Here is a 25353-nt window from a genome sequence, read left to right on the forward strand (position 1 = left end):
GGGGAGCCGGGACGGCCGCGGTTGTGGCGCCCTCACGTCAGGCCGTATCCGACCCCACGCCGGGTGGTGATCACCGGCGGGCCCAGGGTGTCGAGTTTGCGGCGCAGGTAGCTGATGTAGGTCTCGACGACGGTCGACTCCGGCGGGGTGTGCTCGTACTGCCAGACATGGCGCAGCAGTTGGTCCTTGGGCACGATCCGCCCGCCGTTGCGCACCAGGAAGCGCAGCAGGGCGTACTCGGTGGGGGTCAGTTCGACCGAACGGCCCGCGCGGCGCACCGAGTACGTCGTCTCGTCCAGCTCCAGGTCGCCGTGGCGCAGCGGCGCCCGCTGCGGGAGGGCGTCGGCGGGGCGGGTGCGGCGCAGCACCGCGGTCACCCGCGCGACGACCTCGTCCACGTTGAACGGCTTGGTGATGTAGTCGTCACCGAAGCCGAGCGCGCCGACGACCTCGGCCGGGGCGTCCCGGGCGGTGAGGAACACCAACGCCAGCTCTGGTCGCCTGAGCCGGAGTTCACGACCGAGTCCGCGGCCGTCGCCGTCCGGCAGCATGACGTCGAGCAGGGCCGCGTCGGGGTGCGTGTGCTCGGTCAGCGCGAGCGCCTCGCGGACGGTGCCGGCCGTCATGACCTCGAACCGGTGGTAGCGCAGGGCGATGGCGAGGACATCGGCGATGCTCTCCTCGTCCTCCACGACCAGCACGGTGCCTGGAGCCGTCGTCATGCTCCCAGTATCGGTGCGGGCGTCCGCGGCCGTACCGCTTCCCGCTTTGGAGTTCCTTGAGAGTTCCGCGCGGGTCGTGTCCCCGCGGGGGCCCGGCCGCCGATTCTGCTGCGAGGACCCGGGGGACCTACGGAGCGACGAAGGAGCTTGAACGTGGCGGTACTGGCACGCTGGTGCTATCGGCACCGGCTGGTGGTCGTGTTGCTGTGGGTGGGGGCGCTGCTCGGGCTGGGGGTGGCGGCGAGCGGCGCGGGCACGAACTACGCGAACGTCTTCTCCCTGCCCGACACGGACTCCAAGCGGGCGTACGACCTGATGGAGAAGGCGTTCCCGGAACGCGCAGGCGACACCGACACCGTGGTGTGGAAGGTCGAGGACGGTTCCGTGCGGGAGGCGTCCGTACAGGACCGGATGGAACCCGCGCTGGCCGCGATCGGACGCATGGAGGGCGTCGGCGACGTCTTCGGCCCCTACGGGCCGCAGGGCGCGGCGCAGATCAGCCGGGACGGGCGGACCGCGTACGCGCAGGTCACCTTCGCCGAACAGGCGGACGCCGTGCCGAGGGAACTCGTCGAGGACGTCGTCGACACGGCGAAGGACGCCGCGGGCGACGGACTTCAGGTGGAACTGGGCGGCCAGGCCATCACGCGGGTCCAGGAGCCGCCCACCGGCACGGCCGAACTGGTCGGCGTCCTCGCGGCCGCCGTGGTGCTGTTCGTGGCGTTCGGCTCGGTGCTCGCGATGCTGCTGCCGATCGTGATCGCCGTGTTCGGCGTCGGCACCGGCATGTTCGGTACCCAGCTGATCAGCCACGTCACGAACGTGCCCGAACTCGCCTCGCTGCTGTCGACGTTGATCGGTCTCGGCGTGGGCATCGACTACGCCCTGTTCATCGTCACCCGGCACCGGCGAGGCATCCTGCGCGGCGACGACCCGGAGGAGGCCGCCGTCACCGCGCTCAACACCTCCGGGCGGGCGGTGCTGTTCGCGGGCGGCACGGTGTGCATCGCGCTGGCCGGCATGCTGGTGACGAACCTGCGCTTCCTGGACGGCGTCGTCATCGGCACGTCGCTGACCGTGGTGCTGAGTGTGCTCGCGGCCGTCACCCTGCTGCCGGCGCTCCTCGGACTGCTCGGCCCCCGGGTGCTCAGCCGCCGCCAGCGCCGCACGCTCGCCGCGCGGGGCCCAAAGACGGACCGGCCCACCGGCCTCGCGGCCCGCTGGGCCGCCGGCGTCGAACGCCGCCCGCGGTCCACCGCCGTCCTCGCCGTGGTCCTGATGGCCGCGCTGGCCGTCCCGCTGCTGTCGCTGCGCCTGGGCACCGTGGACCAGGGCAACGACGAGGCGTCCACGACCACCAGGAAGGCCTACGACCTGCTCGCCGAGGGCTTCGGCCCCGGCTTCAACGGCCCGCTCCAGGTGGTGGTGGACGGCGAGGCGTCCGACCGCCTGGTGACGGCCGTCGAGGAGACCGAGGGCGTCGCCCAGGTCGCCCCGATGCCGCCCGCGAACGGCGTCACCGTCATCCAGGTCGTCCCCGAGACCTCACCGCAGGACGAGAGGACGGACCGGCTCATCGACGTCCTGCGCGCGGACGTGATCCCCGCAGCGGGCGCCGAGGCCCACGTCGGCGGCGTGACGGCGGTGTCCAAGGACTTCGCGTCCGTGACGGGCGACCGTCTGCCGCTCTTCATCGGCACGATCATCGGCCTGGGCTTCCTGCTCCTGCTGCTCGCGTTCCGCTCCCTGGTGGTGCCGCTGACGGCCGCCGTGATGAACCTGCTCGCGGCGGCGGCCTCCTTCGGCGTCCTGGTGGCGATCTTCCAGTGGGGCTGGGGCCTGGACCTGCTCGGTTTCGGCAGGGAGGGCCCCATCGCGGCCTTCCTGCCGATCATCATGCTGTCGCTGCTCTTCGGCCTCTCCATGGACTACCAGGTGTTCCTGGTGAGCCGGATGCACGAGGAGTGGGTGCACACCCGGGACAACGCCCGCGCGGTGCGCGTCGGTCTCGCGGAGACCAGCCGCGTCATCAACTCCGCGGCCCTGATCATGGTGTGCGTCTTCCTCGCCTTCGTGCTCAGCGGCGACTACGCGGCCGGCATGGCGGGCGTGGGGCTCGCCGCGGCCGTCGCCCTGGACGCGTTCATCCTGCGCACGGCGCTGGTACCGGCCGTGATGCATCTGATCGGCAAGGCCAACTGGTGGCTGCCGGCGGGGCTGGAGAAGCGGCTGCCGCATCTGGCGGTCGAGCCGAGGGAGGACGCCACGGGCACGCTCCCGGCCGCTCGGGCCCCCGGCGAGGGGCCCGACCCGGCGGCCCCGGCCGTCTCGGCCGTGCACGGCTTCGTCCGCACCGCCGGGGGCGACCCCGTGGACGGCGCGGCCGTCACCCTGCTGACCCCGGGCGGGCGTCAGCTGGACCGGGCCGTCTCCCTCGCCGACGGCTCGTACATCGTCTCCGTCCCGTCCCCGGGCACCTACCTGCTGGCGGTGACGGCGGCCCCGTACGGTTCCCGCGCGGGGCAGGTGACGGTGCTCGGCGGCCCGCTGGTGCACGACGTGGAACTCGCCCCGGGTGAGGTGGACGCCGTCAACTGACCCGACCGGGGCGCCCGTCGTTCCCGGCGGGCGCCCCGTGGGCCGTCCCGTCGCCGTTCCCGGGGGGTTCCCCATGGGCTCCCTCCGTGTTCCCGGCGGGCGTCCCGCGGCCCGTCCCGTCGTCGTTCCCGGCAGGGGCTTCCTGCGCCTTCGCCGGGTCCGGCAGCATCCTGGTCATCCCCGGCAGGAACTCCGTGAACATGTCGTGCACCTCGCGCACCAGTGGGCGCAGGACGCGGAAGCGGGCCAGGGCGACGCCCCGCGCGGTGATGCGGGCGCCGCGCTCGGCGAGACGGTAACTGCGTTCGCGGCCCTCGGTGCGGTCGAAGATCCAGTAGAGGACGAGCCCCATCTGCGCCAGCCACATCAGTTCCGGCAGCACCTCCCGCAGCCCGGCGGGCACCTTGGCCTTCGAACCGGCCAGCACGTCCCGATGGACGCTGATCGCCTCCACGCGCGCGTGCTCCGACTCGGGCGAGAAGGGGCTGAGCGGGCTGTCCGGGTCGGCGGCGTTCTTGAAGAACTGCACGGCGAACTCGTGGTACGGCGTGGCGATGTCCAGCCACGCCTTCAGTACGCCCGCGAACCGGTCCTCCAGATCGGTCTCCCGCTCCAGGGCCTCCCGCACCGCCCGCTGGTGCTCGGCGGCGATCCGGTCGTAGAACCCCTGGATCAGGTGTTCCTTGCCCTCGAAGTAGTAGTACGCGTTGCCGACGGAGACACCGGCCTCCGTGGCGATGGCCCGCATGGTCGTCCTGTCGTACCCGCGCTCCTGGAACAGCCGCATGGCCGTCTCCAGGATCAGGGCGCGGGTCTGCTCGGACTTGCTGAGTGCGGCACCGTCACCGGGACCGTCGTTCTTCACGGACACGGACAGAGAGCCTAGCCCCAGGCCGGACCGCTCCCCGCGCCCGCGCGGACCGCTCCCCGCGCCCGCGCGGACCGCTCCCCGCGCCGGCGTGGACCGACGCTACGGCCGGCGGCCCAGCTGCGGGCGCTTGGTGTAGTCGGTCAGGCCGACCACGTTCCCCCAGGGGTCGGCGAACTCGACGGTCCAGCCGGTGGCGCCCGGGAACGGTCCGTCGAGCAGACCGATCCCGGCGCCCTCCAGCGCCCCGGCGGCGACACGGGCGTCCGGTACCTCCAGCCACACCCGCGCGGAGGGCCACGCCGGCGGCCGGCAGCCCAGGCCCGCCTCGTGCCGCAGCAGCACCCCGGGCGTCTCGCCACCCACCTTCAGCCGCACGATCCCGGCCTCGTCCAACCGGAAGCCGACCGGGAACCCGGCCCGTCCGTAGAACCCGACGGCCTCGTCGAGGTCCCCGACGGGCAGCAGCACATGGTCGAATCCGAGCAGTTCGTAGGACTCATCGTCTGACATGACGTCACATTAGGCGGTAACGGCACAGAGCGGGCCGAGGCGGTGACCGGGCGGCGAAGGCTCACTCGTCCGGACGGACGGCCTCGAAGCCTCCCCCGGCGGATCATGTGCCACAGGCCCTGCGCGGGATCCGACTTCTCATTACCGCCCGAGTCCTGCAAGATGACCGACAGTTATCCGTATCTTTCAGGAGAGACCCACTGTGAGCGAGCAGCCGCAGCAGCCGTCCAAGTCACCCGGTTTCGGCCCCCCGAACTCCGGCCCGTCCGGCCCCTACGGCTACCCGCACCCCGGGCCCCAGCAGCCCCCCGGTGGCCAGCAGCCCCCCGGCGGCTATCAGCAGCCCCCCGGCGGCTACCCGCCGCCCCCCGGTGGCTACCCGCCCCCGCCCGGGTTCCAGCAGCCCCCGTCCCCCGGGTTCGTTCCCGGTGCTCCCGACCCCGGCGCGCCCTACGGGTACGACCCCTACGGGCGTCCCCTTTCCGACAAGTCGAAGATCGTCGCCGGTGTTCTCCAGCTCTTCCTCGGCTCGTTCGGCATCGGCCGCTTCTACACCGGTTCGGTCGGCATCGGCGTCGCCCAGCTGCTCACCTGCGGCGGGCTCGGCTTCTGGGCGCTGATCGACGGCATCATGTACCTGGTCAGCAACGACCGCACGGACGCCCAGGGGCGGATCCTGCGTGGCTGACGCGGCACCTCGGGCCCCGTCCCGGGGGCGCCCGCGGTGGCATCCCGCGGTGGCCCCCGTCGCGGTGCTGGCCGCGGGCGCCGCGGGCGCCGCCCACCTGTGGGGCACCGACCCGCACGAGCCGGGTCACCTCCTGCCCCAGTGTCCGCTGCGGGCCGTCACCGGCCTGCTGTGCCCGGCCTGTGGCGGCACGCGCATGGTGTACGACCTGATGCACGGCCAGTTCGCCGCCGCCTGGCTGGACAACAGGGCCCTGCTGCTCGCCGCGCCGTTCGCCCTGGCGCTGTGGGGGCGCTGGACGCTGGAGGGGCTGCGCGGCCGCGCCTGGGCGCCCCGGATCGCCCCCTGGGTCCAGGTGCTGATCCTGACGACGGCCGTGGCCTGGACGATCGCTCGCAACATCGTCTGAAATATGCGGTAATCGGGCCGAGTTGATCACGGAACGGGAACATTCGACTTCTCGCTTTCCCGTTCGAACGCCGGGCGCCTTACGCTCCTCTGGCGCAGGGGGGACGGTTCGCGAACCGTGGGTTTTGGCGCCGTAGTCGCGCGGGATCCGTATGCGTGTTTCCGCTGCTCCCTCCTGAGCCGTCCGGGCAGCCTGCCCGGCGCATCACGCTTTTTCTCCCCAGGAGCAGCGCCATGACCGTCCCCGCCGGCCCCCAGGCCCCCTACGGCCACGACCCGCAGGGCCGCCCCTACTCCGACAAGTCGAAGATCGTCGCCGGTCTCCTCCAGATCTTCCTGGGGACCCTGGGCATCGGACGCTTCTACGTCGGTTCCGTCGGCATCGGTGTCGCCCAGCTGCTCACCTGTGGTGGCCTCGGCTTCTGGGCGCTGATCGACGGCGTCATGTTCCTCGTGAGCAACGACCGCACCGACAAGGAGGGCCGCGTCCTGCGCGGCTGACGCGGCGCCGACCGCTCCGGCGTCCGCACACGGCCAAGGCCCCGGTCCGGTGGACCGGGGCCTTGGCCGTGCACGGGTGAAGCGTCAGAAGCGGCGCGTGATGAGCGCCCGCTTCACCTCCGCGATCGCCTTGGTGACCTCGATACCGCGCGGGCACGCGTCCGTGCAGTTGAAGGTCGTACGGCAACGCCAGACGCCGTCACGGTCGTTGAGGATCTCCAGGCGCTGCTCGCCGGCCTCGTCGCGCGAGTCGAAGATGAACCGGTGCGCGTTGACGATGGCGGCCGGACCGAAGTACTGGCCGTCGTTCCAGAAGACCGGGCACGAGGACGTGCAGGCGGCGCACAGGATGCACTTCGTCGTGTCGTCGAAGCGCTCGCGGTCCTCGGAGGACTGCAGCCGCTCACGTGTCGGCTCGTTGGTCTCCTTCGTGATCAGGAAGGGCATCACGTCCCGGTACGCCTGGAAGAACGGCTCCATGTCCACGATCAGGTCCTTGAGGACCGTGAGGCCCTTTATCGCCTCGACCGTGATCGGCTTCTCCGGGTTGAGATCCTTGATCAGCGTCTTGCACGCCAGGCGGTTCTTGCCGTTGATCCGCATGGCGTCGGAGCCGCAGATGCCGTGGGCGCAGGAACGGCGGAAGGTCAGCGTGCCGTCCTGATCCCACTTGATCTTGTGCAGCGCGTCGAGGACACGCTCCTTGGGGTCGATCTCCAGCTGGAAGTCTTCCCAGGTCGCCTCGGCGGAGACCTCCGGGTTGAACCGGCGGATCCGGAAGGTGGCGGTGATGTAAGGGGAGTCGCCGAAGCCGGGCTCGGGGGATCCGGCCGCTTCCGCCTTGTCCACAACAGGGGTAGCCATCAGTACTTACGCTCCATCGGCTGGTAGCGGGTCTGGACGACCGGCTTGTAGTCGAGCCGGATCGACTCGGAGCCGTCGTCGCCCACCTCGCGGTACGCCATGGTGTGGCGCATGAAGTTGACGTCGTCCCGGTTCGGGTAGTCCTCGCGGTAGTGGCCGCCGCGGGACTCCTTGCGGGCGAGCGCGGAGACGGCCATGACCTCGGCCAGATCGAGCAGGTTGCCCAGCTCGATCGCCTCCAGCAGATCCGTGTTGAACCGCTTGCCCTTGTCCTGCACGGAGACGCGCAGGTAGCGCTCGCGCAGCTCGGCGATCTTCTCGACGGCCGTCTTGATCGTCTGCTCCGTGCGGAACACCATGACGTTGGCGTCCATGGTCTCCTGCAGCTCGCGGCGGATCTCGGAGACCCGCTCGGTGCCGGTGGAGGACCGCAGCCGCTCGATCTGCGCGACGACGAAGGACTCCGGGGCCTCGGGCAGCTCGACGAAGTCGGCGGTCTGCGAGTAGTCGGCGGCCGCGATGCCGGCCCGCTTGCCGAACACGTTGATGTCCAGCAGCGAGTTGGTGCCCAGCCGGTTGGCACCGTGCACCGACACGCAGGCGACCTCGCCGGCCGCGTACAGGCCGGGGACGACGGTGGTGTTGTCCGCCAGCACCTCGCCCCGGACGTTCGTCGGGATGCCGCCCATGGCGTAGTGCGCGGTGGGCTGGATCGGGATCGGGTCCGTGTACGGCTCGATGCCCAGGTAGGTCCGCGCGAACTCCGTGATGTCGGGCAGCTTGGCGTCCAGCTGCTCCGGCGGGAGGTGGGTGAGGTCCAGGTAGACGTGGTCGCCCTCGGGACCGCAGCCGCGGCCCTCACGGATCTCCGTGTAGATGGACCGGGACACCACGTCGCGGGAGGCGAGGTCCTTCATGACCGGCGCGTACTTCTCCATGAAGCGCTCGCCGTCCTTGTTGCGCAGGATGCCGCCCTCACCGCGGGCGCCCTCCGTCAGCAGGATGCCCATGCGCCAGATGCCGGTCGGGTGGAACTGGAAGAACTCCATGTCCTCCAGCGGCAGCCCGCGCCGGTACACGGCCGCCTGGCCGTCACCGGTCAGGGTGTGCGCGTTGGACGTCACCTTGAAGAACTTGCCGTTGCCGCCGGAGGCGTAGATCACGGACTTCGCCTGGAAGACGTGGATCTCACCGGTGGCCAGCTCGTACGCCACCACACCGGCCGACTTCTTGACGCCGTCGACCTCGGTGATCAGCTGGTCCAGGACGTAGAACTCGTTGAAGAACTCCACGCCCTCCTTCACGCAGTTCTGGTACAGCGTCTGGAGGATCATGTGACCGGTGCGGTCGGCCGCGTAGCAGGAGCGGCGGACCGGAGCCTCGCCGTGGTTGCGGCTGTGACCGCCGAAGCGGCGCTGGTCGATGGTGCCGTCCGGGGTGCGGTTGAACGGCAGGCCCATCTTCTCCAGGTCGAGGACGGAGTCGATGGCCTCCTTCGCCAGGATCTCGGCGGCGTCCTGGTCGACCAGGTAGTCACCGCCCTTGACCGTGTCGAAGGTGTGCCACTCCCAGTTGTCCTCCTCCACGTTGGCCAGCGCGGCGGCCATGCCGCCCTGCGCGGCGCCCGTGTGGGAGCGGGTGGGGTAGAGCTTGGTCAGGACGGCGGTGCGGCTGCGCTTCGTCGACTCGATGGCCGCGCGCATGCCCGCGCCACCGGCGCCGACGATGACGGTGTCGTACTTGTGGATCTTCATGATTCTCGCAGCCCCGTGCCTAACGGATGTTCGGGTCGAAGGTGAAGATCACCAGCGTGCCCAGCAGGATGGTGAACACCGTGGCCGTGTAGAGCAGGCCCTTGAGCCACAGCCGGGTGTTCGCGCGTTCCGCGTAGTCGTTGATGACCGTGCGCAGGCCGTTCGCGCCGTGCAGCATCGCGAGCCACAGCATCAGCAGGTCCCAGACCTGCCAGAACGGCGAGGCCCAGCGGCCCGCCACGAAGGCGAAGCCGATCTTGGAGACGCCGCCGTCCAGGACGAGCTGGATCAGGAGGTGCCCGACGACCAGGACGACCAGGACGACGCCGGACAGGCGCATGAACAGCCAGGCGGCCATCTCGAAGTTGCCCCGGGTGGTCTTCGGGGTCTTCTTGGTCCGCTTGCGCGGGGGCTCGATGACCGGCGCCGGGTTGTCGACCGAGTAGAGCGACGCACCCTCGACGGGGCCGATGCCCGAAGCGGTGGATTCAGTCGTGGACATGGGCGTCAGCTCCCGAACAGTTCACGAGCGGCGTGGCCGAGCACGGGGTAGATCGCCCCGATCATCAGCACGGCCCACAGGGCGACAACGGTCCAGAGCATCTGCTTCTGGTACCGGGCGCCCTGGAGCCAGAAGTCGACGGCGATGACACGCAGGCCGTTGAGCGCGTGGAAGAGGATGGCGGCGACGAGGCCGTATTCCAGCAGCGCGACGATCGGCGTCTTGTACGTGGCCACGACGGTGTCGTAGGCCTCGGGGGACACGCGCACGAGGGCGGTGTCCAGCACGTGGACGAACAGGAAGAAGAAGATGAGGACGCCGGTGACTCGATGAGCCACCCAGGACCACATTCCTTCCCGGCCGCGGTACAGCGTTCCAGCCGGCACGGAAGTTTCCTCCGGGAGCGGGGATTGGGGCCGCGCCGGCTTTCCTTGTCGGTCGGGCCCGGCCGGGTACGGTCCACCGGCCCCCAGCATCGTAGCCACGTGTGGCCGCGAGGCGGACAGGGGCCCTGCCGCTGTGATCGAACTGGCACGCTTACGGGCTAGGGAGCGGTCCGCGGAACGGCTTCCGAGGGGCCGCCGTGGGGCTTTTGGGTCACTTGGTGCGGTTTGGTGCCGCCTCCGGGTGGCTGCCGTGGCCCGTCAGTGGCCCGTCAGTGGCCCGCGTTCGCGAGGAGGCCGGTCAGACGGCCCCGGGCCAGGCGCCGGAGTTCCTCCGCGGCGACCAGGCGCTCCTCCTCCGGATCGTTGGCCAATCGTGACCGGATGCCTTCGAGTACGTGGTCCAGGGCCTCGTCCGGCTTCAGACCGTCGAGGCAGATGACGAACGGATGTCCGAACCGGCTCCCGTAGGCCGCGTTGGCCGCGTTCAGGGCCGTGTGGGCGGCGGAGTAGGCGTCCGCCGGGAGGCCGGGGAGGGATTCCGCGGCCAGTGCCTCGGCGCGGTCCGCGCGGGGCAGGTCGTAGGCCGCCTCGTCCGCCGCCGCCAGGAGGGCTTCCAGATCCGGGTACGGGCGGTGGGCCGCGACGCGCACCGCCCAGCGAGGGCTGTGCAGGCAGGCCAGCAGGGCGCGCTCGGCGTCCTCGGACGGCATGGCGTTGAAGTGCTCCAGCCCGGATCGGGCACCGGGCGTGTCGGGTGCTCCGGGGGTGCCGCGCGACTGTCCGGGAAGGGCGACACGGCCGGGGAGATGCGGGAGACGGTGCGCGGGCAGCGTGAGTCCTCGGGGTGTCACGTGTGCGTCGGTGGGGGAAGGGGGCAGGAAGGATGGGGGTGGAGATGGGGTGGCGGATGGTGTGAGAGTTGTGCCGTCACGTTATCGAGTGAGTCCATGACGTGTCCGATCGATAGTCGAAATTCACTCGGACGGGAGAGTTTCGGAACGGCTCCTCGGCGTCCGTCACCCGGATGGGCCGTAGGTTGGTCGTGTGAGTCAGCACAGGCAGCACAGGCGTCGGCCCTCCGCTCGGCAAACGCGGCAGCGGCGGACGCTGGCCGTGGCCCTCGCCGCGGGCGCGCTGGTCGCGGCGTCCGGGGTGGGCGTCGGTCTCTGGGCGACGTCGGACGACGACACGGGCCCGGCCGGCTCCGCCGCCTCCCGCTCCGCGGACGCCGCGGGTTCACCGCCCTCCGGGACGCCCGAACCGAGCCCCACCCGTTCCTACCCCCTGTCGAAGGCGCCCCGGACCATTCCCGCCGTCCGTGACCACAGCGCCGAGCGCGGCCCCGGCTGGCGGCCCGGGCGCGGTCACCGGGTGGTCGTCGGAGATCCGGCGCTGGCGGACGAGGGCCGCCTCATAGCCGGGGAGCTGGGCCTCGCCTACGCGGGGGAGAAGGACGACGAGCGCGCCGGGGACCTGCGCCTGGAGCTGAACAAGGGCGGGGGCGCGAACCCCGAGTCGTACACGATGACCGTGCGGGGCGGGCGGGTGGCCGTCAGTGCTCCCGCCGAGGCGGGCGTCTTCTACGGGACCCGCACCCTCAAGCAGCAGATCCGCGGTGCCGGGACCGCCCCCGAGGGCGTGGTGCGCGACGAGCCGGCCAAGCAGCGGCGCGGGATGATGCTGGACATCGCCCGCAAGCACTTCACCGCCGACTGGATCGAGGACCGGGTCCGCGAGCTCGGCGACCTGAAGTACAACGAGCTGGGTCTCCACTTCTCCGACGACCAGGGCTTCCGCATCGAGTCCGACTCGCACCCGGAGATCGTCTCCGACCAGCGTCTGACCAAGGCACAGGTCAAGCGGATCGTCGACCTCGCCGCGAGCCGGCACATCACCGTCGTGCCCGAGATCGACTCGCCCGGACACCTCGGCGCGGTCATCGCCGCCCACCCCGGCCTCCAGCTGCGCGACGCGGGCGGCGGGCCCGTGCGCGGCGCGATCGACATCTCCGATCCGGAGTCCGCCGGGATCGTCGACGACCTGCTGAACGAGTACGCCGGACTGTTCCCCGGCTCGCAGTGGCACCTCGGCGCCGACGAGTACCAGGCGCTGGTGGTCTCCGACCCCGAGGCGTCGTTCCCGGGACTGGCCGCCGCCGCGCGCGAGGAGCACGGACCCGGCGCGAGTGTCGAGGACCTGGCCACGAGCTGGCTCAACGACCGCGCCGACACCGTCCGCGCCCACGACCGCACCCTCCGCGCCTGGAACGACGGCTTCTTCGAGGGCGGTTCGGTGCAGGCCGCGAAGGACATCCAGGTCGCCTACTGGACCGGCAAGGAGATCGGCGCCCGGCAGCCGGCGGACTACCTGGGCGAGGGCCGCGAGGTCGTCAACTACAACGACGAGTTCCTCTACTACGTGCTCGGCGAGCCGAACGACTTCGCCTACCCGACGGGGGAGCGGATCTACGAGCAGTGGACGCCGCTCGTGCTGCGCGGAACCAGCGCCGTCCCCGCCCGGTACGACGGTCAGATCCTCGGCGGGTCCTTCGCCGTCTGGTGCGACCTGTCCCGTTCCCAGACGCAGGACCAGGTCGCGGCCGGGATCAGGATGCCGCTGCGGGCGACCACGCAGAAGCTCTGGGACCCGGCCGAACCGGCTTTGTCCTGGGCGGAGTTCCGGAGCCTGGCGGACGAGGTGGACTGAGCCGGGCCCGGCGCGGCGGTTTCAGCGGCCCTCAGTCGGTACAGATGGAGTTGTGCGGGGCGGATCGCGGCATATTCCTGCGAACCCCCTTGCGACTGTGGTGGTCTTCTGACGAGTCGAAACCAATACACCGGGGGGAATACCGGCACATGGGCTACTGGGGGTATTTCGTCGTGGGCCGTGACGAACGGCCGCTCGCCGAACGGGACGCGCTGGCCGGCGCCCGGGGCATGACCCTGCGCACCTCGGCGCCGGGCGGATGGCAGGTCTGGGAGTACCCGAGCGGCGACGGCGGCATCGGGAACATGAACGACCTCGCCAGGGAGACCGGCGCACCCGCGCTGTTCGGCTACGTGATGGACAGCGCCTGCGTGGTGGTGGAGGCGGCCGCACCGGCGAGCGGTGCCTGGACGACCTGCCTGGCGCGGTCCGCGACGGCCGGCTACCTCGGAGCCCCGGCGCCGGACGGCGGCGGGGCGGACGGCGGCGAGGGCGCGGCGGGCGCGGTGCAGGGCGGGCTCACGCTGGAGGACTACTTCCTGGAACCCCGTGACGCCGCCGACCGGGCCGTCGAATGGGCCGCCGAGGCCGGACACGCCGTGGCCGTGGAGGAACTGGTCGAGGTGCTGACCGCGGACCCCGACCCCGTGGCCGAAAACTTGCTCTTCCGGTTGCTCGACCGGCTCGGAGTGGTGCCCCTGTGACACTCCCGGCCCGTCGCACGCAGTAAGGGCAGAGTGCGGCCTCCGTACCGGTGAGGTCCGTGAAAGGCCTTTTCGGAGGCTTGCGAAGACCTGCTGAGGGGGACGTGGATGAGCCTGGTGGAACTGATCGCGCAGGCCGGCGAGCGAGCACTGGCCGCGAGCGGACTGGCTTGTTTGGATCGCTGCGTGCCATTGCTGGGCGGTGACGACGAGACGCTGCGCCCGCTGTGGGGGAGCCTCGCCGAGGACGCGGCCGCCGAGGACTGGGCGGAGCGGCTGGAGCAGACGCGCGGCGAGCTCGCCGCGGCGGACGGCGCGGACGCCGCGGCGGCGCTCGCGCACGGGATGCTCGCCACCGCCCCGGCGGAGCGCTCCGCCTCCGCACTGCGGGAGTGGGCGCACACCTGCTCGGTCACCGCGCTGCGGATCCACCGCATCCTGGACGGCGGGGCTCCGGACGAGGACGTGGCGGACGCGATCGAGGCAGCCCGCGGAGGCCGCACGGAGGGTCTGCCGCTGTCGCCGCTCGGCGCCGCGGAACTGCGCCGCCAGATCACCGTTCTGGAGGTCCTGGCCGGTCACGGCCCGGCGGGTCTGCGGCGCGTGCTGGAGGTCTCGACGGAGGGCCGGCGCGTCCTCGCCGCGGTCCTGTCCCGCCGAAACCGCAGGGACGGCTGACCCGGATCGAAGCAGCAGCCACTCCACCACCGTCTCGCGCCGCCGTGCCGTGCGTGTGTGGAACGCGGTCAGGGCAGGGCGGGGAGACCGGCCGGCCGCCGGGCACCACGTGGGGGCGGCCCGTTCGCCGCGTGCGGTGGGAGAGCGTCCGCGTAGAGGAGCTCGTGGTCGGGGCAGCCCTTGCCGAGGACCTCCTCGCGGTGCCGGCCGATGCGTTCACGCACGGTCTCCCGGTCGTCCTCGAACAACCGGAGCAGCCGGGCGGGGCCGTTGCGCAGGGCCGAGGGCGGCACGGCGCGGAAGCGGAAGTACGTACTCAACACGACGGGAGCGCACCCGGGCCCCGATCCGTCCCCCCGACGTCGACCGCCCCGCGGCTCGCAGAGCCGGACACCGGCCCGAACGGCGGCGCCTGTGACCGTGTTGCGACGAAGCCGGGTCGGTTCTGCGCCGGTTGCCCGTGCTCCCGTGCATCCGGGTGACGAAACCGCGGGCCCTGGCGCTCTATCGGGTGTGACGACTGTGACGACTGAAACTCCGACGACCGCGACGACCGCGACGACCGCGACGACACGGCAGGAGGCCCGGCCCTCGGCCGCGGCCAAGCCCGTGCGGTGGGCGGCGGACACCGTGACGGCGATGCGCGAAGGGGCGCGGCTGCGCCTGGACTACTCGGCGCGCAGTCTGTGGAGCGCCGACCGCGCCATCGAGGAGATACGCGGGGAGTCGGCCCCGTACGCCGCCGTGGAGACGGTGCTGCGCGGGTTCGGCGCCTACGCCGGTGAGGTGATGGTGCGGCAGGCCGGCGGCGAGTGGGTGGCTTCGGACGGCGAGTACTGGATCCGTACCCCCGACGGCCGTTTCTGGAACCCCATGGAGGAGGCCCGCCGCTGCTACACGGCCGACGGGTCCCTGCGCCTGCTGTGCCGGGACGCGTCGAGCGGTGACCGCTGAGGTGACGGGCGGCCCGCACCGGCGGGTTCGTGGGACGCGCGGGGCTGCTGACGAGCTGTGACACTTTCATGGCGCCGGACGCTGATGACCGTGGGGCCGTGGGCACGACCCGACGGGGCGCGCCGGACGGCCGCGTCGCGGACCGGTACGGACGAGGACAGTTCTTGGGCAAGGGAGGGCAACCCCGCCGCGCACAGGCGCACGACGGGGAACTGGGCGCGGCCGTCGCGCGGGCCCAGGACGGTGACGAGGCCGCCTTCGCCGTGGCCTACCGACTCGTGCAGCCCGGACTGCTCGGCTACGTGCGCGGACTGGTCGGCGACGACGCCGAGGACGTGACCTCGGACGCCTGGCTGGAGATAGCCCGCGACCTCGGCCGGTTCAAGGGCGACGGGGCCGGGTTCCGGGGCTGGACGGCGACCATCGCCCGGCACCGGGCACTGGACCACCTGCGCCGGCAACGGGCGCGGCCACGGCCCTCGACGCTGGAACAGGACGTGCTGAACCTCCCCGGCCCGCAGAGCACGCCCGACCAGGCACTGGAGGTCCTCTCCACCGAGCGTGCCCTGGGGCTGGTCGCCGGGCTGCCCCGGGACCAGGCCGAGGCCGTACTGCTGAGGGTGGTCGTCGGCCTCGACGGCCCCGCCGCCGCCCGCGTCCTCGGCAAGCGGCCGGGCGCGGTACGGACGGCCGTGTACCGGGGCCTGAAACGCCTGGCCGTGCAGCTGGACGGCGGGAGTGTGACGGATGGGGCCTCGCGGACGCTGGGTGGGTCGAAGTAGCCGGTGACGGGGACCGCGCGTGACGGCGCGGCCGGCACGGCGCTCTGAACAGGCCGGACGCGCGCCACGTATGCGTCGGTCGGACGGCACCGCCCGCCCGGGCCCGGGCGGTGCCGTCCGGGTGGACCGGGTGGACCGGGTGGACCGAACGGAACGGGCGGATTGAACGGATCGAGCAGGGACGGAAACGGACATGGGTGAACGGAGGAACGGCGGCGGGGCGCCCGGCCGTCGGCGTGAGCACCCCGAGGCCACGTCACAGGGGTCTGCCTCCACCTCCACCTCTTTCTCCGTACCCGCGTCCGGTCGCTCTCCGGCCCGTGACGCAGCCGCGCTTGACGCCGTCGGCCCCGATGCCGTCGGCATCGGGGCCATGCTCGCCGGAGCCCTGACCCGGGACGGTGTCGACGCCGGGGCCGAACAGCGGGCCGTGGCCGCGTTCCGGGAGGCGCGGAGTGCGGGCGCGCACCGCACCCGCACCCGGCGCCGCGACGACTGGCGCCCCCGGGAACGGCGCCTCGGCCGCTTCTCGGCAAGGGCCACCCTCTCCGTCCTGGTCGCCGGCCTCGGCCTGGGCGGGGTCGCCGTCGCGGGGATCGGCGGGGCCGTGACGGACACGGAAGGTTTCCGGGGCGGCGGGGGCCGTCCGACGACACCGGCCGGCACCTTCGCCCCGTGGTCCGGGGAACCGTCCGCCGGCCGGCCCGGCACCGCCGGCCCGGACGCGGGCTCGGGTCCCGCCGCCCCGGAGCGCCCCCTCAGGGCCCGGAACACCGAGGCCCACTGCCGGGCGTACGAGAAGCTCGAGGGGCGCGGCAACGCGCTCGACCCGGCCGCATGGAAGCGGCTCGTGGACGCGGCGGGCGGTGCGGACAACGTCGACGCCCACTGTGCCGGGCAGCCGCGGTCGGCGCCGAGCGGGTCGCAGCCCGGTGGCGCCGGTGCGTCCGGGGACCGGACCGGCGACGCGGGCGACTCCGGCATCGGCTCCAGCGGTGCGGGCAACGGCGCGGGCGAAGCCGCGGGCAACGGCGCGGGCGGCCGTCAGGGCGCGTCCGCCCGGCCGGACGGCGGGAAGAAGCCGTAAACCACGGCTGCCAAGGCAACGGCCGAGGCCGCCACCCCCCACAGGAGAGGCCCCGGCCGTCGCGCGGCACGGGCCGCGCGGCGGCCCGTGACTCCTACAGCGCCATGAGTGCGTTTTCTGTCACACCGCCCGGTCACAGCTCTGTTGAATCATGCACGGAAACGCGGGCGGACATGGACGGGGAGAGGTTTGAGGTCGTAACGTGCCTTTCGCGCCAGGCTGCGACGGAAGCATGACCACGACCCATTCGCGGCCGGAGACCGCGACCATCGATCGAGGAACCACGACGGCGAGAACCCGGTCCGCGAGAGCGGCGCCGGCTTAGGCGCAAAGAGGGTGCGCGGTGCTGGGGGACGACGCGGAGCTGACGGCCGCGGTGGGGGCGGCACAGGACGGGGACGAGACCGCGTTCCGGACGGTGTACCGGGCCGTGCACCCACGGCTGCTGGGGTACGTACGCACGCTGGTCGGTGAGCTCGACGCCGAGGACGTGACGTCCGAGGCGTGGCTGCAGATCGCCCGGGACCTGCAGCGGTTCAGCGGTGACGCGGACCGGTTCCGCGGCTGGGCCGCCAGGATCGCCCGCAACCGTGCCCTCGACCACATCCGCATGCGCGGGCGCCGCCCCGCGATCGGCGGTGACGAGAGCGAACTGAACGGGCGGCCCGCGGAGTCCGACACCGCCGACCAGGCCATCGAGGCGATGGCCACCGACGGCGCCTTCGCCCTCATCTCCCGGCTGCCGCAGGACCAGGCCGAGGCCGTCGTCCTGCGGGTGGTCGTGGGCCTCGACGCGAAGACCGCCGCCGCCACGCTGGGCAAACGGCCGGGCGCCGTACGCACGGCCGCGCACCGGGGCCTGAGGCGGCTGGCTGAGATACTCGACGGCGATCCGGAAGCACATCCGGAATCCGCGGGGGGACTCGACGGCCTCCCGCCCCAGAGAGAACCACGCAGCCCTGCGGTGACGTCCGCGAGTGTGACGCATATGCGAGCGCGGACGCAGAAGGACATGTGATGGCCGACGAGCAGTACAGGTGGCTGGACCGCGCAACGGCGGAGCGACTGCTGAGCGGAGAGTCACCCGAAGCCGTCGACCCGGCCGACCGCGAACAGGCCGAACGGCTCGCGCGCGTCCTCGGCGCCCTGTCCGCCCCACCCCCGCCGGCCGACGGGGAACTCCCCGGTGAGGCCGCCGCGCTGGCCGCTTTCCGCACGGTCCGCGAGGAGCGGGCGGAACAGGCCGCGCGGGGCGCCGACGGGGAACTGGTCAGCATCGGTGCCCCGCCCGCGGACCGTCCCGGAGCCGAGCACGGACCCCGCTGGGCGCGCCCGGCGCGCTTCGGGCTGGCCGCCGCGCTGACCGTGGGCATGGTCGGCGGCGCCGCGGTCCTGGCCGGTACCGGGGTCCTGCCGACACCGTCCGGAGTCTCCGGCCCCGCCGCCACGTCCACCGCCACCGCCCCAGCCGAACGCCCCCTGCCCGGGCCCCCGTCGAAGGAGGACGCGCCGGGCGGCGCCACGCCCGGGGGCGGCGATCCGGACAAGCCGTCCGGGAACGCCGACGGTGGCACCGGGCAGCAGGACGGACCGGGCCTCGGCGACGACGAGGACGGCGGCGCGACGGAGCCCGGTGTGAAGACCGGCGACCTCGCGGCCGGGAAGGGCCGGGGGAAGCAGATCGTCTCGGCCTGCCGTGCCTTACGCGACGGCCGCAAGCTCCCGGGCAGCCGCAAGCGCCTGCTGGAGAGCGCGGCGGGCGGCTCCGCCCATGTCGGGCCGTACTGCGAGAACGTCCTGGCCACCCACGGCACCGGAGCCGACACGGGCACGGGCTCCGGCTCCGGCTCCGGTGCCGGCTCCACGGCAGAGAGTGACGGCGGCAACGGGACCGGCACCGGCAACGGCCGGGGCGACGATGCCACGGGAAACGGGAACAACGGCACCGGCAACGGCACCGGCGGCACCGGGGCTGCGGCGGACGGCAACAACGGGAACGGGAACGGGAAGGGCAACGCGACCGGCGATGCCGACGGGAACGCGAACGGGAACGCGAACGCGAACGGGAACGCGAACGGGAACGCCGACGGCGACAAGGGAAAGAGCGGCAAGGGCGCCGGCGCATCCGGCTGACCTGCGGTTTTACCGGCGTTCGGCGTTTCCGTGTCGCCAGGTGTGACGTTTTCGGCCACCGGGGCGCAGTACTGGGTGAGCCGACTGGTCATCGGCTTCTGCACGGAGCCGGGGTTCCCCCCGTACCTGCGGCTCGTGCACTCGGCGCGGGCGGGACACGTTCCCCCGGTCCCGCCCGCGCCCTTCTCACCAGTGGACGACGACCTTGTCGCCGTTGCGCACCTGTTCGTACAACCCGGCGATGGCCGCCTCGTCCCGCACGTTGACGCAGCCGTGCGAGGAGCCGGCGTAGCCCCGCGCGGCGAAGTCGGCCGAGAAGTGCACGGCCTGGCCGCCGCTGAAGAACATGGCGTACGGCATCGGTGAGTCGTAGAGCGTGGACACATGGTCGCGGGACTTCCAGTAGACCTCGAAGACACCGTCGCGCGTCGGTGTGGGGTCGGAGCCGAAGCGGACGGGCAGCGTCGTCAGGGTCCGCCCGTCGATCATCCAGCGCAGGGTGCGGCTGGACTTGCTGATGCACAGCACGCGTCCCGTCCGGCAGCGCGCGTCGGGAGCGGCGGCCGGCTGGCCGCCCATCAGGTACAGCTCCCACCGGCCCGGCTCACGCGTCATGCCGAGCAGCCGCTGCCAGGTGACGGTGTCGGTCCGCCCGGTCCGCGGCAGCCCCCGCTTGCCCTGGAACCCCTCGACGGCCTCCCGCGTGGCACCGTCGTACGTCCCGGTGGGCCCGTCGAACAGCCAGGCGACCTGACGCAGCCGGGCCTGGAGCTCACGGATGTCACGCCCCGAGTCGCCGGGGGACCACAGCACCCGCGCCGGGGGCCGGGCGGGCACGCTCTTTGGCCGGTCACCGGCGCCAAAACCCCCGCCACCCTTGCCGTCGTCGGCCCCGGAGCCGGAACCGCCGCCGGAGCCGGAACCGTCGCCGGACCCGGACCCGTCGCCGGACCCGGCGGGCGGCCGGTACACCGACGGCGTGCCGCTCGGCAGCTCGATGCGCACCGGTGACCGCCCGTTGCCGTCCGCGTCGACGGGCTGCACGGTGCAGCCCACCGCGCCCCCGGTCAGCGCGGCCAGCGCCACGCCCGCGGCGACGGCCCTCGCCGCCGTACCCGTGCCCGGCCGCGACCGGGCCCCCGCCGACGCCCGCGCCCTGGTCCCCATGCCCGTAGTACGCACGCGAGCCCCCCTCGCCTCACCGGTCCCTGCGTGCCGTCACCTGAGATGGTCCCCGACGTGACCGCTCCCGAACCAGGGGGCATGGTGGTGAGTGACAGGCGGACGGCGGCGGAGGCGAGCGCTGTGAGCGGGGTCCCACCGGCCCTGTGAGGAAGGTCCCAGCGTGTGCCCCTGCACCGGGTCGCACCCCCACGACTACAGTCCGTCGAAGGGCCGGGTCCGTACCGGTGGGCAGGCGGTCGGTACGGGGGAGCACCTGACGGGCACCCGACCTGACGTGAACGGGCAAGCAGCCGAGCAGCGCTGCTCAGCGGGAGGCATCACACCATGGCACGCGAGTCGGGCAGTGCCCGGTCCACCGAGAGCGGACTGCCCATCGAGCCGGTCTACGGGCCGGAGTCCCTCGAGGGCTGGGACCCGGCCGAGCAGTTGGGCGAGCCGGGGAAGTTCCCGTTCACCCGGGGCGTGTACCCGACGATGTACACGGGCCGGCCGTGGACGATGCGCCAGTACGCCGGTTTCGGGACCGCGACCGAGTCCAACGCCCGGTACAAGCAGCTGATCGCCAACGGCACGATGGGCCTGTCGGTCGCCTTCGACCTGCCCACCCAGATGGGCCACGACTCCGACGCCCCGATCGCCTCGGGCGAGGTCGGCAAGGTGGGCGTCGCCATCGACTCGGTCGACGACATGCGGGTGCTGTTCGGCGGGATCCCGCTGGACCGGGTCTCCACGTCGATGACGATCAACGCCCCGGCCGCCCTGTTGCTGCTGCTGTACCAACTGGTGGCCGAGGAGCAGGGTGTCGGCGCCGACCAGCTGACCGGCACGATCCAGAACGACGTGCTCAAGGAGTACATCGCCCGCGGCACGTACATCTTCCCGCCCAAGCCGTCCCTGCGGCTGATCGCGGACATCTTCAAGTACTGCCGGGCCGAGATCCCCAAGTGGAACACGATCTCGATCTCCGGTTACCACATGGCCGAGGCCGGCGCGTCCCCGGCGCAGGAGATCGCCTTCACCCTCGCGGACGGCATCGAGTACGTCCGTACGGCGGTGGCGGCCGGCATGGACGTCGACGACTTCGCACCCCGCCTGTCGTTCTTCTTCGTCGCCCGCACGACGATCCTGGAGGAGGTCGCCAAGTTCCGCGCGGCCCGCCGGATCTGGGCCCGGGTGATGAAGGACGAGTTCGGGGCGAAGAACCCCAAGTCGCTGATGCTGCGCTTCCACACGCAGACCGCCGGCGTCCAGCTGACCGCCCAGCAGCCCGAGGTGAACCTGGTGCGCGTGGCCGTGCAGGGCCTGGCGGCCGTCCTGGGCGGCACCCAGTCGCTGCACACCAACTCCTTCGACGAGGCCATCGCGCTCCCGACGGACAAGTCCGCCCGCCTGGCCCTGCGCACCCAGCAGGTCCTCGCCTACGAGACGGACGTGACCGCCACCGTCGACCCGTTCGCCGGCTCCTACGTCGTCGAGAAGATGACCGACGAGGTGGAGGCCGCGGCACTCGAGTTGATGGAGAAGGTCGAGGACCTCGGCGGCGCGGTCAACGCCATCGAGCACGGCTTCCAGAAGAGCGAGATCGAACGCTCCGCCTACCGCATCGCCCAGGAGACCGACTCGGGCGAACGGGTCGTGGTCGGCGTCAACCGCTACCAGCTCGAGACCGAGGAACCCTACGAGCCGCTGCGCGTCGACCCGGCCATCGAGGCCCAGCAGGCCGAGCGCCTGGCCGCACTCCGCGCGGAGCGCGACCAGCAGGCCGTCGACAACGCCCTGACCGCCCTGAAGAAGGCCGCCGAGGGCGAGGACAACGTCCTCTACCCCATGAAGGACGCCCTGCGCGCCCGCGCCACCGTCGGCGAGGTCTGCAACGCGCTGCGCGAGGTCTGGGGGACGTACGTGCCGAGCGACGCCTTCTGAGCTGGTCGGTTACCTCGTATGAGTGACCGCGGGCGGAAGCCGTCCGTCCCCGGTTACTCTCGTGGAGAGTGGGCCCCGAAAAGGAGGACGCCATGGCCGTACTGCAGCAGGAGCTGACCCTGGGTGAGGCTGCCGACCAGCTCGCCCGTGTGCTGCCTGGCCACCGCGTGGAGATTCTCCAGGGGAGGCTCACTGTGACACCGTCGCCGGACGGCTCGCACGGGTTGTCGTTGACGAAGTTCTGCAGGGCACTCGAGCGTGCGGGTATCGCGGGCAGCGGGGCCGAATGGATCCAAGGTGTTGGTCTGTGGCTGCCCACCTTGCCGGCGGACTTCGCGATCCCCGACCTGTCCGTCGTCGACGACGACTTCCGCGACGCCCACGTCACCAAGAACTATTACGCGCCGAACGTCTTCCGCCTGGTCGTCGAGATCACGTCGTCCAACTGGTCCGACGATCTCGGCCCCAAGGTCGAGTGCTATGCCCAGGCAGGCATCCCGGCCTACCTGGTCGTGGACCGCAAGCACGACGAGGTCCTGCTCTACACGGAACCGGCCGACGGCAAATACCCCGACCCCCAGCGCTTCGAGCGGGGGCAGGACGTGGCCCTGCCGGGATCGGTCGGCGTGCGCGTAGAGCTCCCCGTGGACACGCTTCTCGACGGCTGAAACACCGGCGCGGAGTGTCGCACCCCCGTGCGACACTCCTTTTCATGTTCGGCGTCATCGATCTCCCCACCTACCTGGCCGGCCTGATCCTCATCGTGCTGCTGCCCGGTCCCAACTCGCTGTACGTCCTGTCCGTCGCCGCCCGGCGCGGGGTGCGGTTCGGCTACAGGGCGGCGGCCGGGGTGTGGTGCGGGGACGCCGTGCTGATGACCCTGTCCGCGGCGGGCGTCGCCTCGCTGCTCCAGGCGAACGCCGTGCTGTTCGGCATCGTGAAGTACGCGGGCGCCGGCTATCTGACGTGGCTCGCGGTCGGCATGCTGCGCGCCGCCTGGGGCATGTGGCGGACCCGGCGGGAACAAAGCGCCCTCGAGAACGCCTCCGAGGCGGTTCGGGCCGACGCGGCCCCCGTGGAACGGCCGTACCGCAGGGCGCTGGTCATCAGCCTGCTCAACCCGAAGGCGATCCTGTTCTTCGTCTCCTTCTTCGTGCAGTTCGTCGACCCGGCCTACGCCTACCCGGCGCTCTCCTTCGTGGTCCTCGGCATCCTCGCCCAGATCGCCAGCGTCCTCTACCTGAGCGCCCTCATATTCGGCGGCACCCGGCTCGCCGCCGCCTTCCGCCGCCGCCGGGCCCTGTCGGCGGGCGCCACCTCGGCGGCGGGCGCCCTGTTCCTGGGCTTCGCGGCGAAGCTGTCCCTGGCGGCATGAGACCGGCGGCTGCGGTTTCCCCACACTCCGAGGACGGCCGGCCCGCGCGTCGGACGGAGTCCCCAATGCCCCGGCACCGCCCCCGCGCTACGCCAGCAGCAGGACCATCAGGCCGAGCGCGAGCGTCAGCGTCAGTACTGCGTAGAGGTTGACCTTCCACTTCGGGGCTTCGTACTCCTTACCCGCCCGGGCCATCGCCGCCTGCTTCACCACGTCCGGTCTGAAAGCGGCGACCAGGAGGGACACGGAGAGCACGGAAACGGAGTACATGACCAAGGCCTCCACCTCCCCGTGGTCTCGCAGCTCATTGTGGCCGAGGACGGACAAGGCTCCGAGCGCGGGTGCCATCAGGGAGAGCAGCGCGCCTTTCTTGTTCCTGAGGCAGTAGTAGAACGCTGCCGGGAAGAAGGCTGAAACCACGAGCGCGACGATCCACCACTGACCCACGGTCAGGTATTCGGCTGCCATCCACAACTCCCATGTCTTATTGGCGGCGGTGGTGGTGGGTGGGCGACATACGCGTGCGGTGTCACCCACCCACATCTTGCGGTCAGGTCCGGACCTGCTGTCCGGTCGACGCCGGTGGGGAGGGATCTTCTCCCACTGCTTCAGGAGATGCCGGCTCTTGGGCTTCCGGCTGGGCCGGTCACACTGGGCCCCGCAGCCGGCCCAGTGCCTCGGAGTTCTCGGACCTGGGTGAGGCCGTGGTCTCCGACTCCTGATTCGGTGCCGCAGCAGTCGCAGATGACGTACTCGGGGAAGCCTCCGATGCCCCACAGGACTTCGCCGCCGTCGATACCGCATACGCGGCATGTTGTTTCGGGAGGTATGTCTGCCACGGACGTTCCTGCCGCGTCAGAGCTGCTTCAACAGCGGCTTGGGCTGCGACTGCGGTGGTGGCTTGGACAACCGGGACCGCAGTACCGGGGTCAGCGTCTCCTCCACGTACCGGTTCAGCAGCCAGGCCAGCAGCAGCATCGCGGCGATGGTCAGGGCGAAGGTCTCCGCCGAGCCGATGCCCAGGCCGCGGTGGAGGCCGTGGATGACCACCCACCCCAGGTGTTCGTGGACCAGGTAGAACGGGTAGGTGAGGGCACCCGCGACGGTCAGCCAGCGCCAGTTCGCCCAGTCCAGCCGGCCCAGCGCGATGGCGGCGACCGCGGCGAAGCCGAGCGTGACGATCAGGATGATGCCGAACGAGGTCCGGTGGGAGAAGGCGTCCGCGCTCGGCGCGTGCCACAGGTCCTGGACCGCGTAGCGCTGGCCGATCAGCCAGCTCACTCCGACGATGCCCCAGGCGTACGCGTCCTTGTGGTCGCGGTGGACGAGGTACAGGCCGATGCCGCCGACGAAGAACGGCGCGTACTCCGGCATGAGGACGAGGTCGAGCAGCGGCTCGTTCGCGGCGTCGGCGATCGCGGCGGCCATGGTCCACACCGCGCAGAACAGGATCACCCGCTGCCTGCTCGCCCCGGGCATCACCACGAACAGGGCGAACAGCGCGTAGAAGCGGATCTCCACCCACAGGGTCCAGCACACCCCCAGCACCCGGTCCGCGCCGAGCGGCTGCTGGAGCATCGTCAGGTTCACCAGCGCGTCGCTCGGCGAGACCGCCTCGTAGACGACCACCGGCAGCGCGAACACCGCCGTCACGAGGAGGACCGCCGCCCAGTAGGCGGGCAGCAGCCGGGAGGCGCGGGAGGCGAAGAACGACCTCAGCGGCCTGCCCCAGCCGCTCATGCAGATGACGAACCCGCTGATCACGAAGAAGACCTGGACGCCGAGACAGCCGTACGCGAAGTACTCGTGCAGGGTGGGGAACTGCTCCTTCGGGGAGCTTCCCCAGGCGGTGGTGACGTCGCCGCCGCGACCACCGTAGTGGTAGGCGGCCACCATCAGCGCGGCGACCAGCCGCAGTCCGTCCAGGGCCCGCAGACGGGGGCGGACGTGCGGTTTCCCCGGCTCCGCCCGCCGGGTCTCTTCGGGCGCCGGACGGGCGAGCGTGTTGGTCAAGGGAACCCC

27 protein-coding genes are annotated in these 25353 nt (G+C 71.8%); 15 read left to right on the forward strand and 12 right to left on the reverse strand.

Annotation, left to right across the window (positions count from 1 at the left end):
* Positions 1 to 32 precede the first annotated feature (32 nt).
* Positions 33 to 722, reverse strand: coding sequence for a response regulator transcription factor (locus ACWZEH_RS21615; RefSeq protein ID WP_456192766.1), 690 nt, complete (start codon positions 720 to 722; stop codon positions 33 to 35).
* A gap of 162 nt (positions 723 to 884) precedes the next feature.
* Here ACWZEH_RS21615 and ACWZEH_RS21620 point away from each other — a divergent pair, with 162 nt between their 5' ends.
* Positions 885 to 3320, forward strand: coding sequence for an MMPL family transporter (locus ACWZEH_RS21620; RefSeq protein WP_456199750.1), 2436 nt, complete (start codon positions 885 to 887; stop codon positions 3318 to 3320).
* Here ACWZEH_RS21620 and ACWZEH_RS21625 read toward each other — a convergent pair.
* A complete protein-coding gene (locus tag ACWZEH_RS21625; RefSeq protein ID WP_456192767.1) occupies positions 3313 to 4191 on the reverse strand; it encodes a TetR/AcrR family transcriptional regulator in 879 nt (292 codons plus the stop codon). The genes ACWZEH_RS21620 and ACWZEH_RS21625 overlap by 8 nt on opposite strands.
* A 99-nt stretch (positions 4192 to 4290) precedes the next feature.
* On the reverse strand, positions 4291 to 4701 hold the full coding sequence (locus tag ACWZEH_RS21630; protein ID WP_456192768.1) for a VOC family protein: 411 nt from the start codon (positions 4699 to 4701) through the stop codon (positions 4291 to 4293).
* A gap of 202 nt (positions 4702 to 4903) precedes the next feature.
* Here ACWZEH_RS21630 and ACWZEH_RS21635 point away from each other — a divergent pair, with 202 nt between their 5' ends.
* The 3 genes from ACWZEH_RS21635 (at position 4904) to ACWZEH_RS21645 (ending at position 6298) form a co-directional block, all read left to right on the forward strand.
* Positions 4904 to 5389 (forward strand): TM2 domain-containing protein, encoded by a 486-nt coding sequence (locus ACWZEH_RS21635; RefSeq protein WP_456192769.1) that lies wholly within the window; start codon positions 4904 to 4906, stop codon positions 5387 to 5389.
* 49 nt (positions 5390 to 5438) lie between these two features.
* A complete protein-coding gene (locus tag ACWZEH_RS21640) occupies positions 5439 to 5798 on the forward strand; it encodes a DUF2752 domain-containing protein (RefSeq protein WP_456192770.1) in 360 nt (119 codons plus the stop codon).
* A gap of 233 nt (positions 5799 to 6031) precedes the next feature.
* Positions 6032 to 6298, forward strand: a complete 267-nt coding sequence (locus tag ACWZEH_RS21645; RefSeq protein ID WP_257851236.1) for a TM2 domain-containing protein — start codon at positions 6032 to 6034, stop codon at positions 6296 to 6298.
* Between the two features lie 84 nt (positions 6299 to 6382).
* Here ACWZEH_RS21645 and ACWZEH_RS21650 read toward each other — a convergent pair whose 3' ends face one another.
* The 5 genes from ACWZEH_RS21650 to ACWZEH_RS21670 form a co-directional block, all read right to left on the reverse strand.
* The gene (locus tag ACWZEH_RS21650) at positions 6383 to 7162 is read right to left on the reverse strand and encodes a succinate dehydrogenase iron-sulfur subunit (RefSeq protein WP_456192771.1); all 780 of its coding nucleotides are present in this window, start codon (positions 7160 to 7162) and stop codon (positions 6383 to 6385) included.
* The gene (sdhA, locus tag ACWZEH_RS21655) at positions 7162 to 8916 is read right to left on the reverse strand and encodes a succinate dehydrogenase flavoprotein subunit (RefSeq protein WP_384017946.1); all 1755 of its coding nucleotides are present in this window, start codon (positions 8914 to 8916) and stop codon (positions 7162 to 7164) included. The genes ACWZEH_RS21650 and sdhA overlap by 1 nt, the downstream gene beginning before the upstream one ends.
* Positions 8917 to 8935: 19 nt before the next feature.
* Positions 8936 to 9418: a succinate dehydrogenase hydrophobic membrane anchor subunit gene (locus tag ACWZEH_RS21660; RefSeq protein ID WP_456192772.1), complete on the reverse strand. Its 483-nt coding sequence runs from the start codon at positions 9416 to 9418 to the stop codon at positions 8936 to 8938.
* Between the two features lie 5 nt (positions 9419 to 9423).
* Positions 9424 to 9804 carry a succinate dehydrogenase, cytochrome b556 subunit gene (gene sdhC, locus ACWZEH_RS21665; protein WP_456192773.1) on the reverse strand — a complete coding sequence of 127 codons (381 nt, stop codon included), beginning with the start codon at positions 9802 to 9804 and terminating at the stop codon, positions 9424 to 9426.
* 269 nt (positions 9805 to 10073) lie between these two features.
* A complete protein-coding gene (locus tag ACWZEH_RS21670) occupies positions 10074 to 10655 on the reverse strand; it encodes a 2-oxo-4-hydroxy-4-carboxy-5-ureidoimidazoline decarboxylase (RefSeq protein ID WP_456192774.1) in 582 nt (193 codons plus the stop codon).
* A gap of 256 nt (positions 10656 to 10911) precedes the next feature.
* On the opposite strand from ACWZEH_RS21670, the gene ACWZEH_RS21675 reads away from it, so the two are divergent.
* From ACWZEH_RS21675 to ACWZEH_RS21685, 3 genes are all read left to right on the forward strand, one after another.
* Positions 10912 to 12510, forward strand: coding sequence for a beta-N-acetylhexosaminidase (locus tag ACWZEH_RS21675; protein WP_456199752.1), 1599 nt, complete (start codon positions 10912 to 10914; stop codon positions 12508 to 12510).
* A 149-nt stretch (positions 12511 to 12659) separates the two neighbouring features.
* Positions 12660 to 13214, forward strand: coding sequence for a hypothetical protein (locus ACWZEH_RS21680; protein WP_456192775.1), 555 nt, complete (start codon positions 12660 to 12662; stop codon positions 13212 to 13214).
* Between the two features lie 108 nt (positions 13215 to 13322).
* Positions 13323 to 13892 carry a hypothetical protein gene (locus ACWZEH_RS21685; RefSeq protein ID WP_456192776.1) on the forward strand — a complete coding sequence of 190 codons (570 nt, stop codon included), beginning with the start codon at positions 13323 to 13325 and terminating at the stop codon, positions 13890 to 13892.
* 68 nt (positions 13893 to 13960) lie between these two features.
* On the opposite strand, the gene ACWZEH_RS21690 is transcribed toward ACWZEH_RS21685, so the two are convergent.
* The gene (locus tag ACWZEH_RS21690; RefSeq protein WP_456192777.1) at positions 13961 to 14215 is read right to left on the reverse strand and encodes a hypothetical protein; all 255 of its coding nucleotides are present in this window, start codon (positions 14213 to 14215) and stop codon (positions 13961 to 13963) included.
* Positions 14216 to 14414: 199 nt separating this feature from the next.
* On the opposite strand from ACWZEH_RS21690, the gene ACWZEH_RS21695 reads away from it, so the two are divergent.
* The 5 genes from ACWZEH_RS21695 to ACWZEH_RS21715 all read left to right on the forward strand — a co-directional run bounded on the left by ACWZEH_RS21695 (position 14415) and on the right by ACWZEH_RS21715 (position 18848).
* Positions 14415 to 14846 (forward strand): hypothetical protein, encoded by a 432-nt coding sequence (locus tag ACWZEH_RS21695; RefSeq protein ID WP_456192778.1) that lies wholly within the window; start codon positions 14415 to 14417, stop codon positions 14844 to 14846.
* 164 nt (positions 14847 to 15010) lie between these two features.
* A complete protein-coding gene (locus tag ACWZEH_RS21700) occupies positions 15011 to 15628 on the forward strand; it encodes an RNA polymerase sigma factor (RefSeq protein ID WP_456192779.1) in 618 nt (205 codons plus the stop codon).
* Positions 15629 to 15821: 193 nt separating this feature from the next.
* Positions 15822 to 16715, forward strand: coding sequence for a hypothetical protein (locus ACWZEH_RS21705; RefSeq protein WP_456192780.1), 894 nt, complete (start codon positions 15822 to 15824; stop codon positions 16713 to 16715).
* 343 nt (positions 16716 to 17058) lie between these two features.
* Entirely contained in the window at positions 17059 to 17733 is a 675-nt protein-coding gene (locus ACWZEH_RS21710) for an RNA polymerase sigma factor (RefSeq protein WP_456192781.1), read from the forward strand.
* The gene (locus tag ACWZEH_RS21715) at positions 17733 to 18848 is read left to right on the forward strand and encodes a hypothetical protein (protein WP_456192782.1); all 1116 of its coding nucleotides are present in this window, start codon (positions 17733 to 17735) and stop codon (positions 18846 to 18848) included. The genes ACWZEH_RS21710 and ACWZEH_RS21715 overlap by 1 nt, the downstream gene beginning before the upstream one ends.
* 186 nt (positions 18849 to 19034) lie before the next feature.
* On the opposite strand, the gene ACWZEH_RS21720 is transcribed toward ACWZEH_RS21715, so the two are convergent.
* Positions 19035 to 20015 (reverse strand): L,D-transpeptidase family protein, encoded by a 981-nt coding sequence (locus tag ACWZEH_RS21720; protein ID WP_456199753.1) that lies wholly within the window; start codon positions 20013 to 20015, stop codon positions 19035 to 19037.
* Between the two features lie 342 nt (positions 20016 to 20357).
* Here ACWZEH_RS21720 and ACWZEH_RS21725 point away from each other — a divergent pair, with 342 nt between their 5' ends.
* From ACWZEH_RS21725 to leuE, 3 genes are all read left to right on the forward strand, one after another.
* Positions 20358 to 21956, forward strand: coding sequence for an acyl-CoA mutase large subunit family protein (locus ACWZEH_RS21725; RefSeq protein ID WP_456192783.1), 1599 nt, complete (start codon positions 20358 to 20360; stop codon positions 21954 to 21956).
* A 92-nt stretch (positions 21957 to 22048) separates the two neighbouring features.
* Positions 22049 to 22624 carry a Uma2 family endonuclease gene (locus ACWZEH_RS21730; RefSeq protein WP_456192784.1) on the forward strand — a complete coding sequence of 192 codons (576 nt, stop codon included), beginning with the start codon at positions 22049 to 22051 and terminating at the stop codon, positions 22622 to 22624.
* Between the two features lie 44 nt (positions 22625 to 22668).
* Complete coding sequence (gene leuE / locus ACWZEH_RS21735; protein WP_456192785.1) at positions 22669 to 23331, forward strand: leucine efflux protein LeuE; 663 nt, start codon at positions 22669 to 22671, stop codon at positions 23329 to 23331.
* 87 nt (positions 23332 to 23418) lie between these two features.
* Here the strand turns inward: leuE and ACWZEH_RS21740 are convergent, their stop codons facing one another.
* Both ACWZEH_RS21740 and ACWZEH_RS21745 read right to left on the reverse strand, forming a co-directional pair.
* Positions 23419 to 23799 (reverse strand): hypothetical protein, encoded by a 381-nt coding sequence (locus tag ACWZEH_RS21740; protein WP_456192786.1) that lies wholly within the window; start codon positions 23797 to 23799, stop codon positions 23419 to 23421.
* 387 nt (positions 23800 to 24186) lie between these two features.
* On the reverse strand, positions 24187 to 25344 hold the full coding sequence (locus ACWZEH_RS21745; protein WP_456192787.1) for an acyltransferase family protein: 1158 nt from the start codon (positions 25342 to 25344) through the stop codon (positions 24187 to 24189).
* Positions 25345 to 25353 lie beyond the last annotated feature (9 nt).

It is taken from the genome of Streptomyces yamdrokensis (assembly GCF_053890455.1).

Excerpts from the sequence above, each read along its gene's own strand:
- ACWZEH_RS21615 (WP_456192766.1), bottom strand. The coding sequence starts at position 722 with ATGACGACGGCTCCAGGCACCGTGCTGGTCGTGGAGGACGAGGAGAGC.
- ACWZEH_RS21630 (WP_456192768.1), bottom strand. The coding sequence starts at position 4,701 with ATGTCAGACGATGAGTCCTACGAACTGCTCGGATTCGACCATGTGCTG.
- ACWZEH_RS21645 (WP_257851236.1), top strand. The coding sequence starts at position 6,032 with ATGACCGTCCCCGCCGGCCCCCAGGCCCCCTACGGCCACGACCCGCAG.
- ACWZEH_RS21650 (WP_456192771.1), bottom strand. The coding sequence starts at position 7,162 with ATGGCTACCCCTGTTGTGGACAAGGCGGAAGCGGCCGGATCCCCCGAG.
- sdhA (WP_384017946.1), bottom strand. The coding sequence starts at position 8,916 with ATGAAGATCCACAAGTACGACACCGTCATCGTCGGCGCCGGTGGCGCG.
- ACWZEH_RS21660 (WP_456192772.1), bottom strand. The coding sequence starts at position 9,418 with ATGTCCACGACTGAATCCACCGCTTCGGGCATCGGCCCCGTCGAGGGT.
- ACWZEH_RS21680 (WP_456192775.1), top strand. The coding sequence starts at position 12,660 with ATGGGCTACTGGGGGTATTTCGTCGTGGGCCGTGACGAACGGCCGCTC.
- ACWZEH_RS21685 (WP_456192776.1), top strand. The coding sequence starts at position 13,323 with ATGAGCCTGGTGGAACTGATCGCGCAGGCCGGCGAGCGAGCACTGGCC.
- ACWZEH_RS21705 (WP_456192780.1), top strand. The coding sequence starts at position 15,822 with ATGGGTGAACGGAGGAACGGCGGCGGGGCGCCCGGCCGTCGGCGTGAG.
- ACWZEH_RS21715 (WP_456192782.1), top strand. The coding sequence starts at position 17,733 with ATGGCCGACGAGCAGTACAGGTGGCTGGACCGCGCAACGGCGGAGCGA.
- ACWZEH_RS21720 (WP_456199753.1), bottom strand. The coding sequence starts at position 20,015 with ATGGGGACCAGGGCGCGGGCGTCGGCGGGGGCCCGGTCGCGGCCGGGC.
- ACWZEH_RS21725 (WP_456192783.1), top strand. The coding sequence starts at position 20,358 with ATGGCACGCGAGTCGGGCAGTGCCCGGTCCACCGAGAGCGGACTGCCC.
- ACWZEH_RS21730 (WP_456192784.1), top strand. The coding sequence starts at position 22,049 with ATGGCCGTACTGCAGCAGGAGCTGACCCTGGGTGAGGCTGCCGACCAG.
- leuE (WP_456192785.1), top strand. The coding sequence starts at position 22,669 with ATGTTCGGCGTCATCGATCTCCCCACCTACCTGGCCGGCCTGATCCTC.
- ACWZEH_RS21740 (WP_456192786.1), bottom strand. The coding sequence starts at position 23,799 with ATGGCAGCCGAATACCTGACCGTGGGTCAGTGGTGGATCGTCGCGCTC.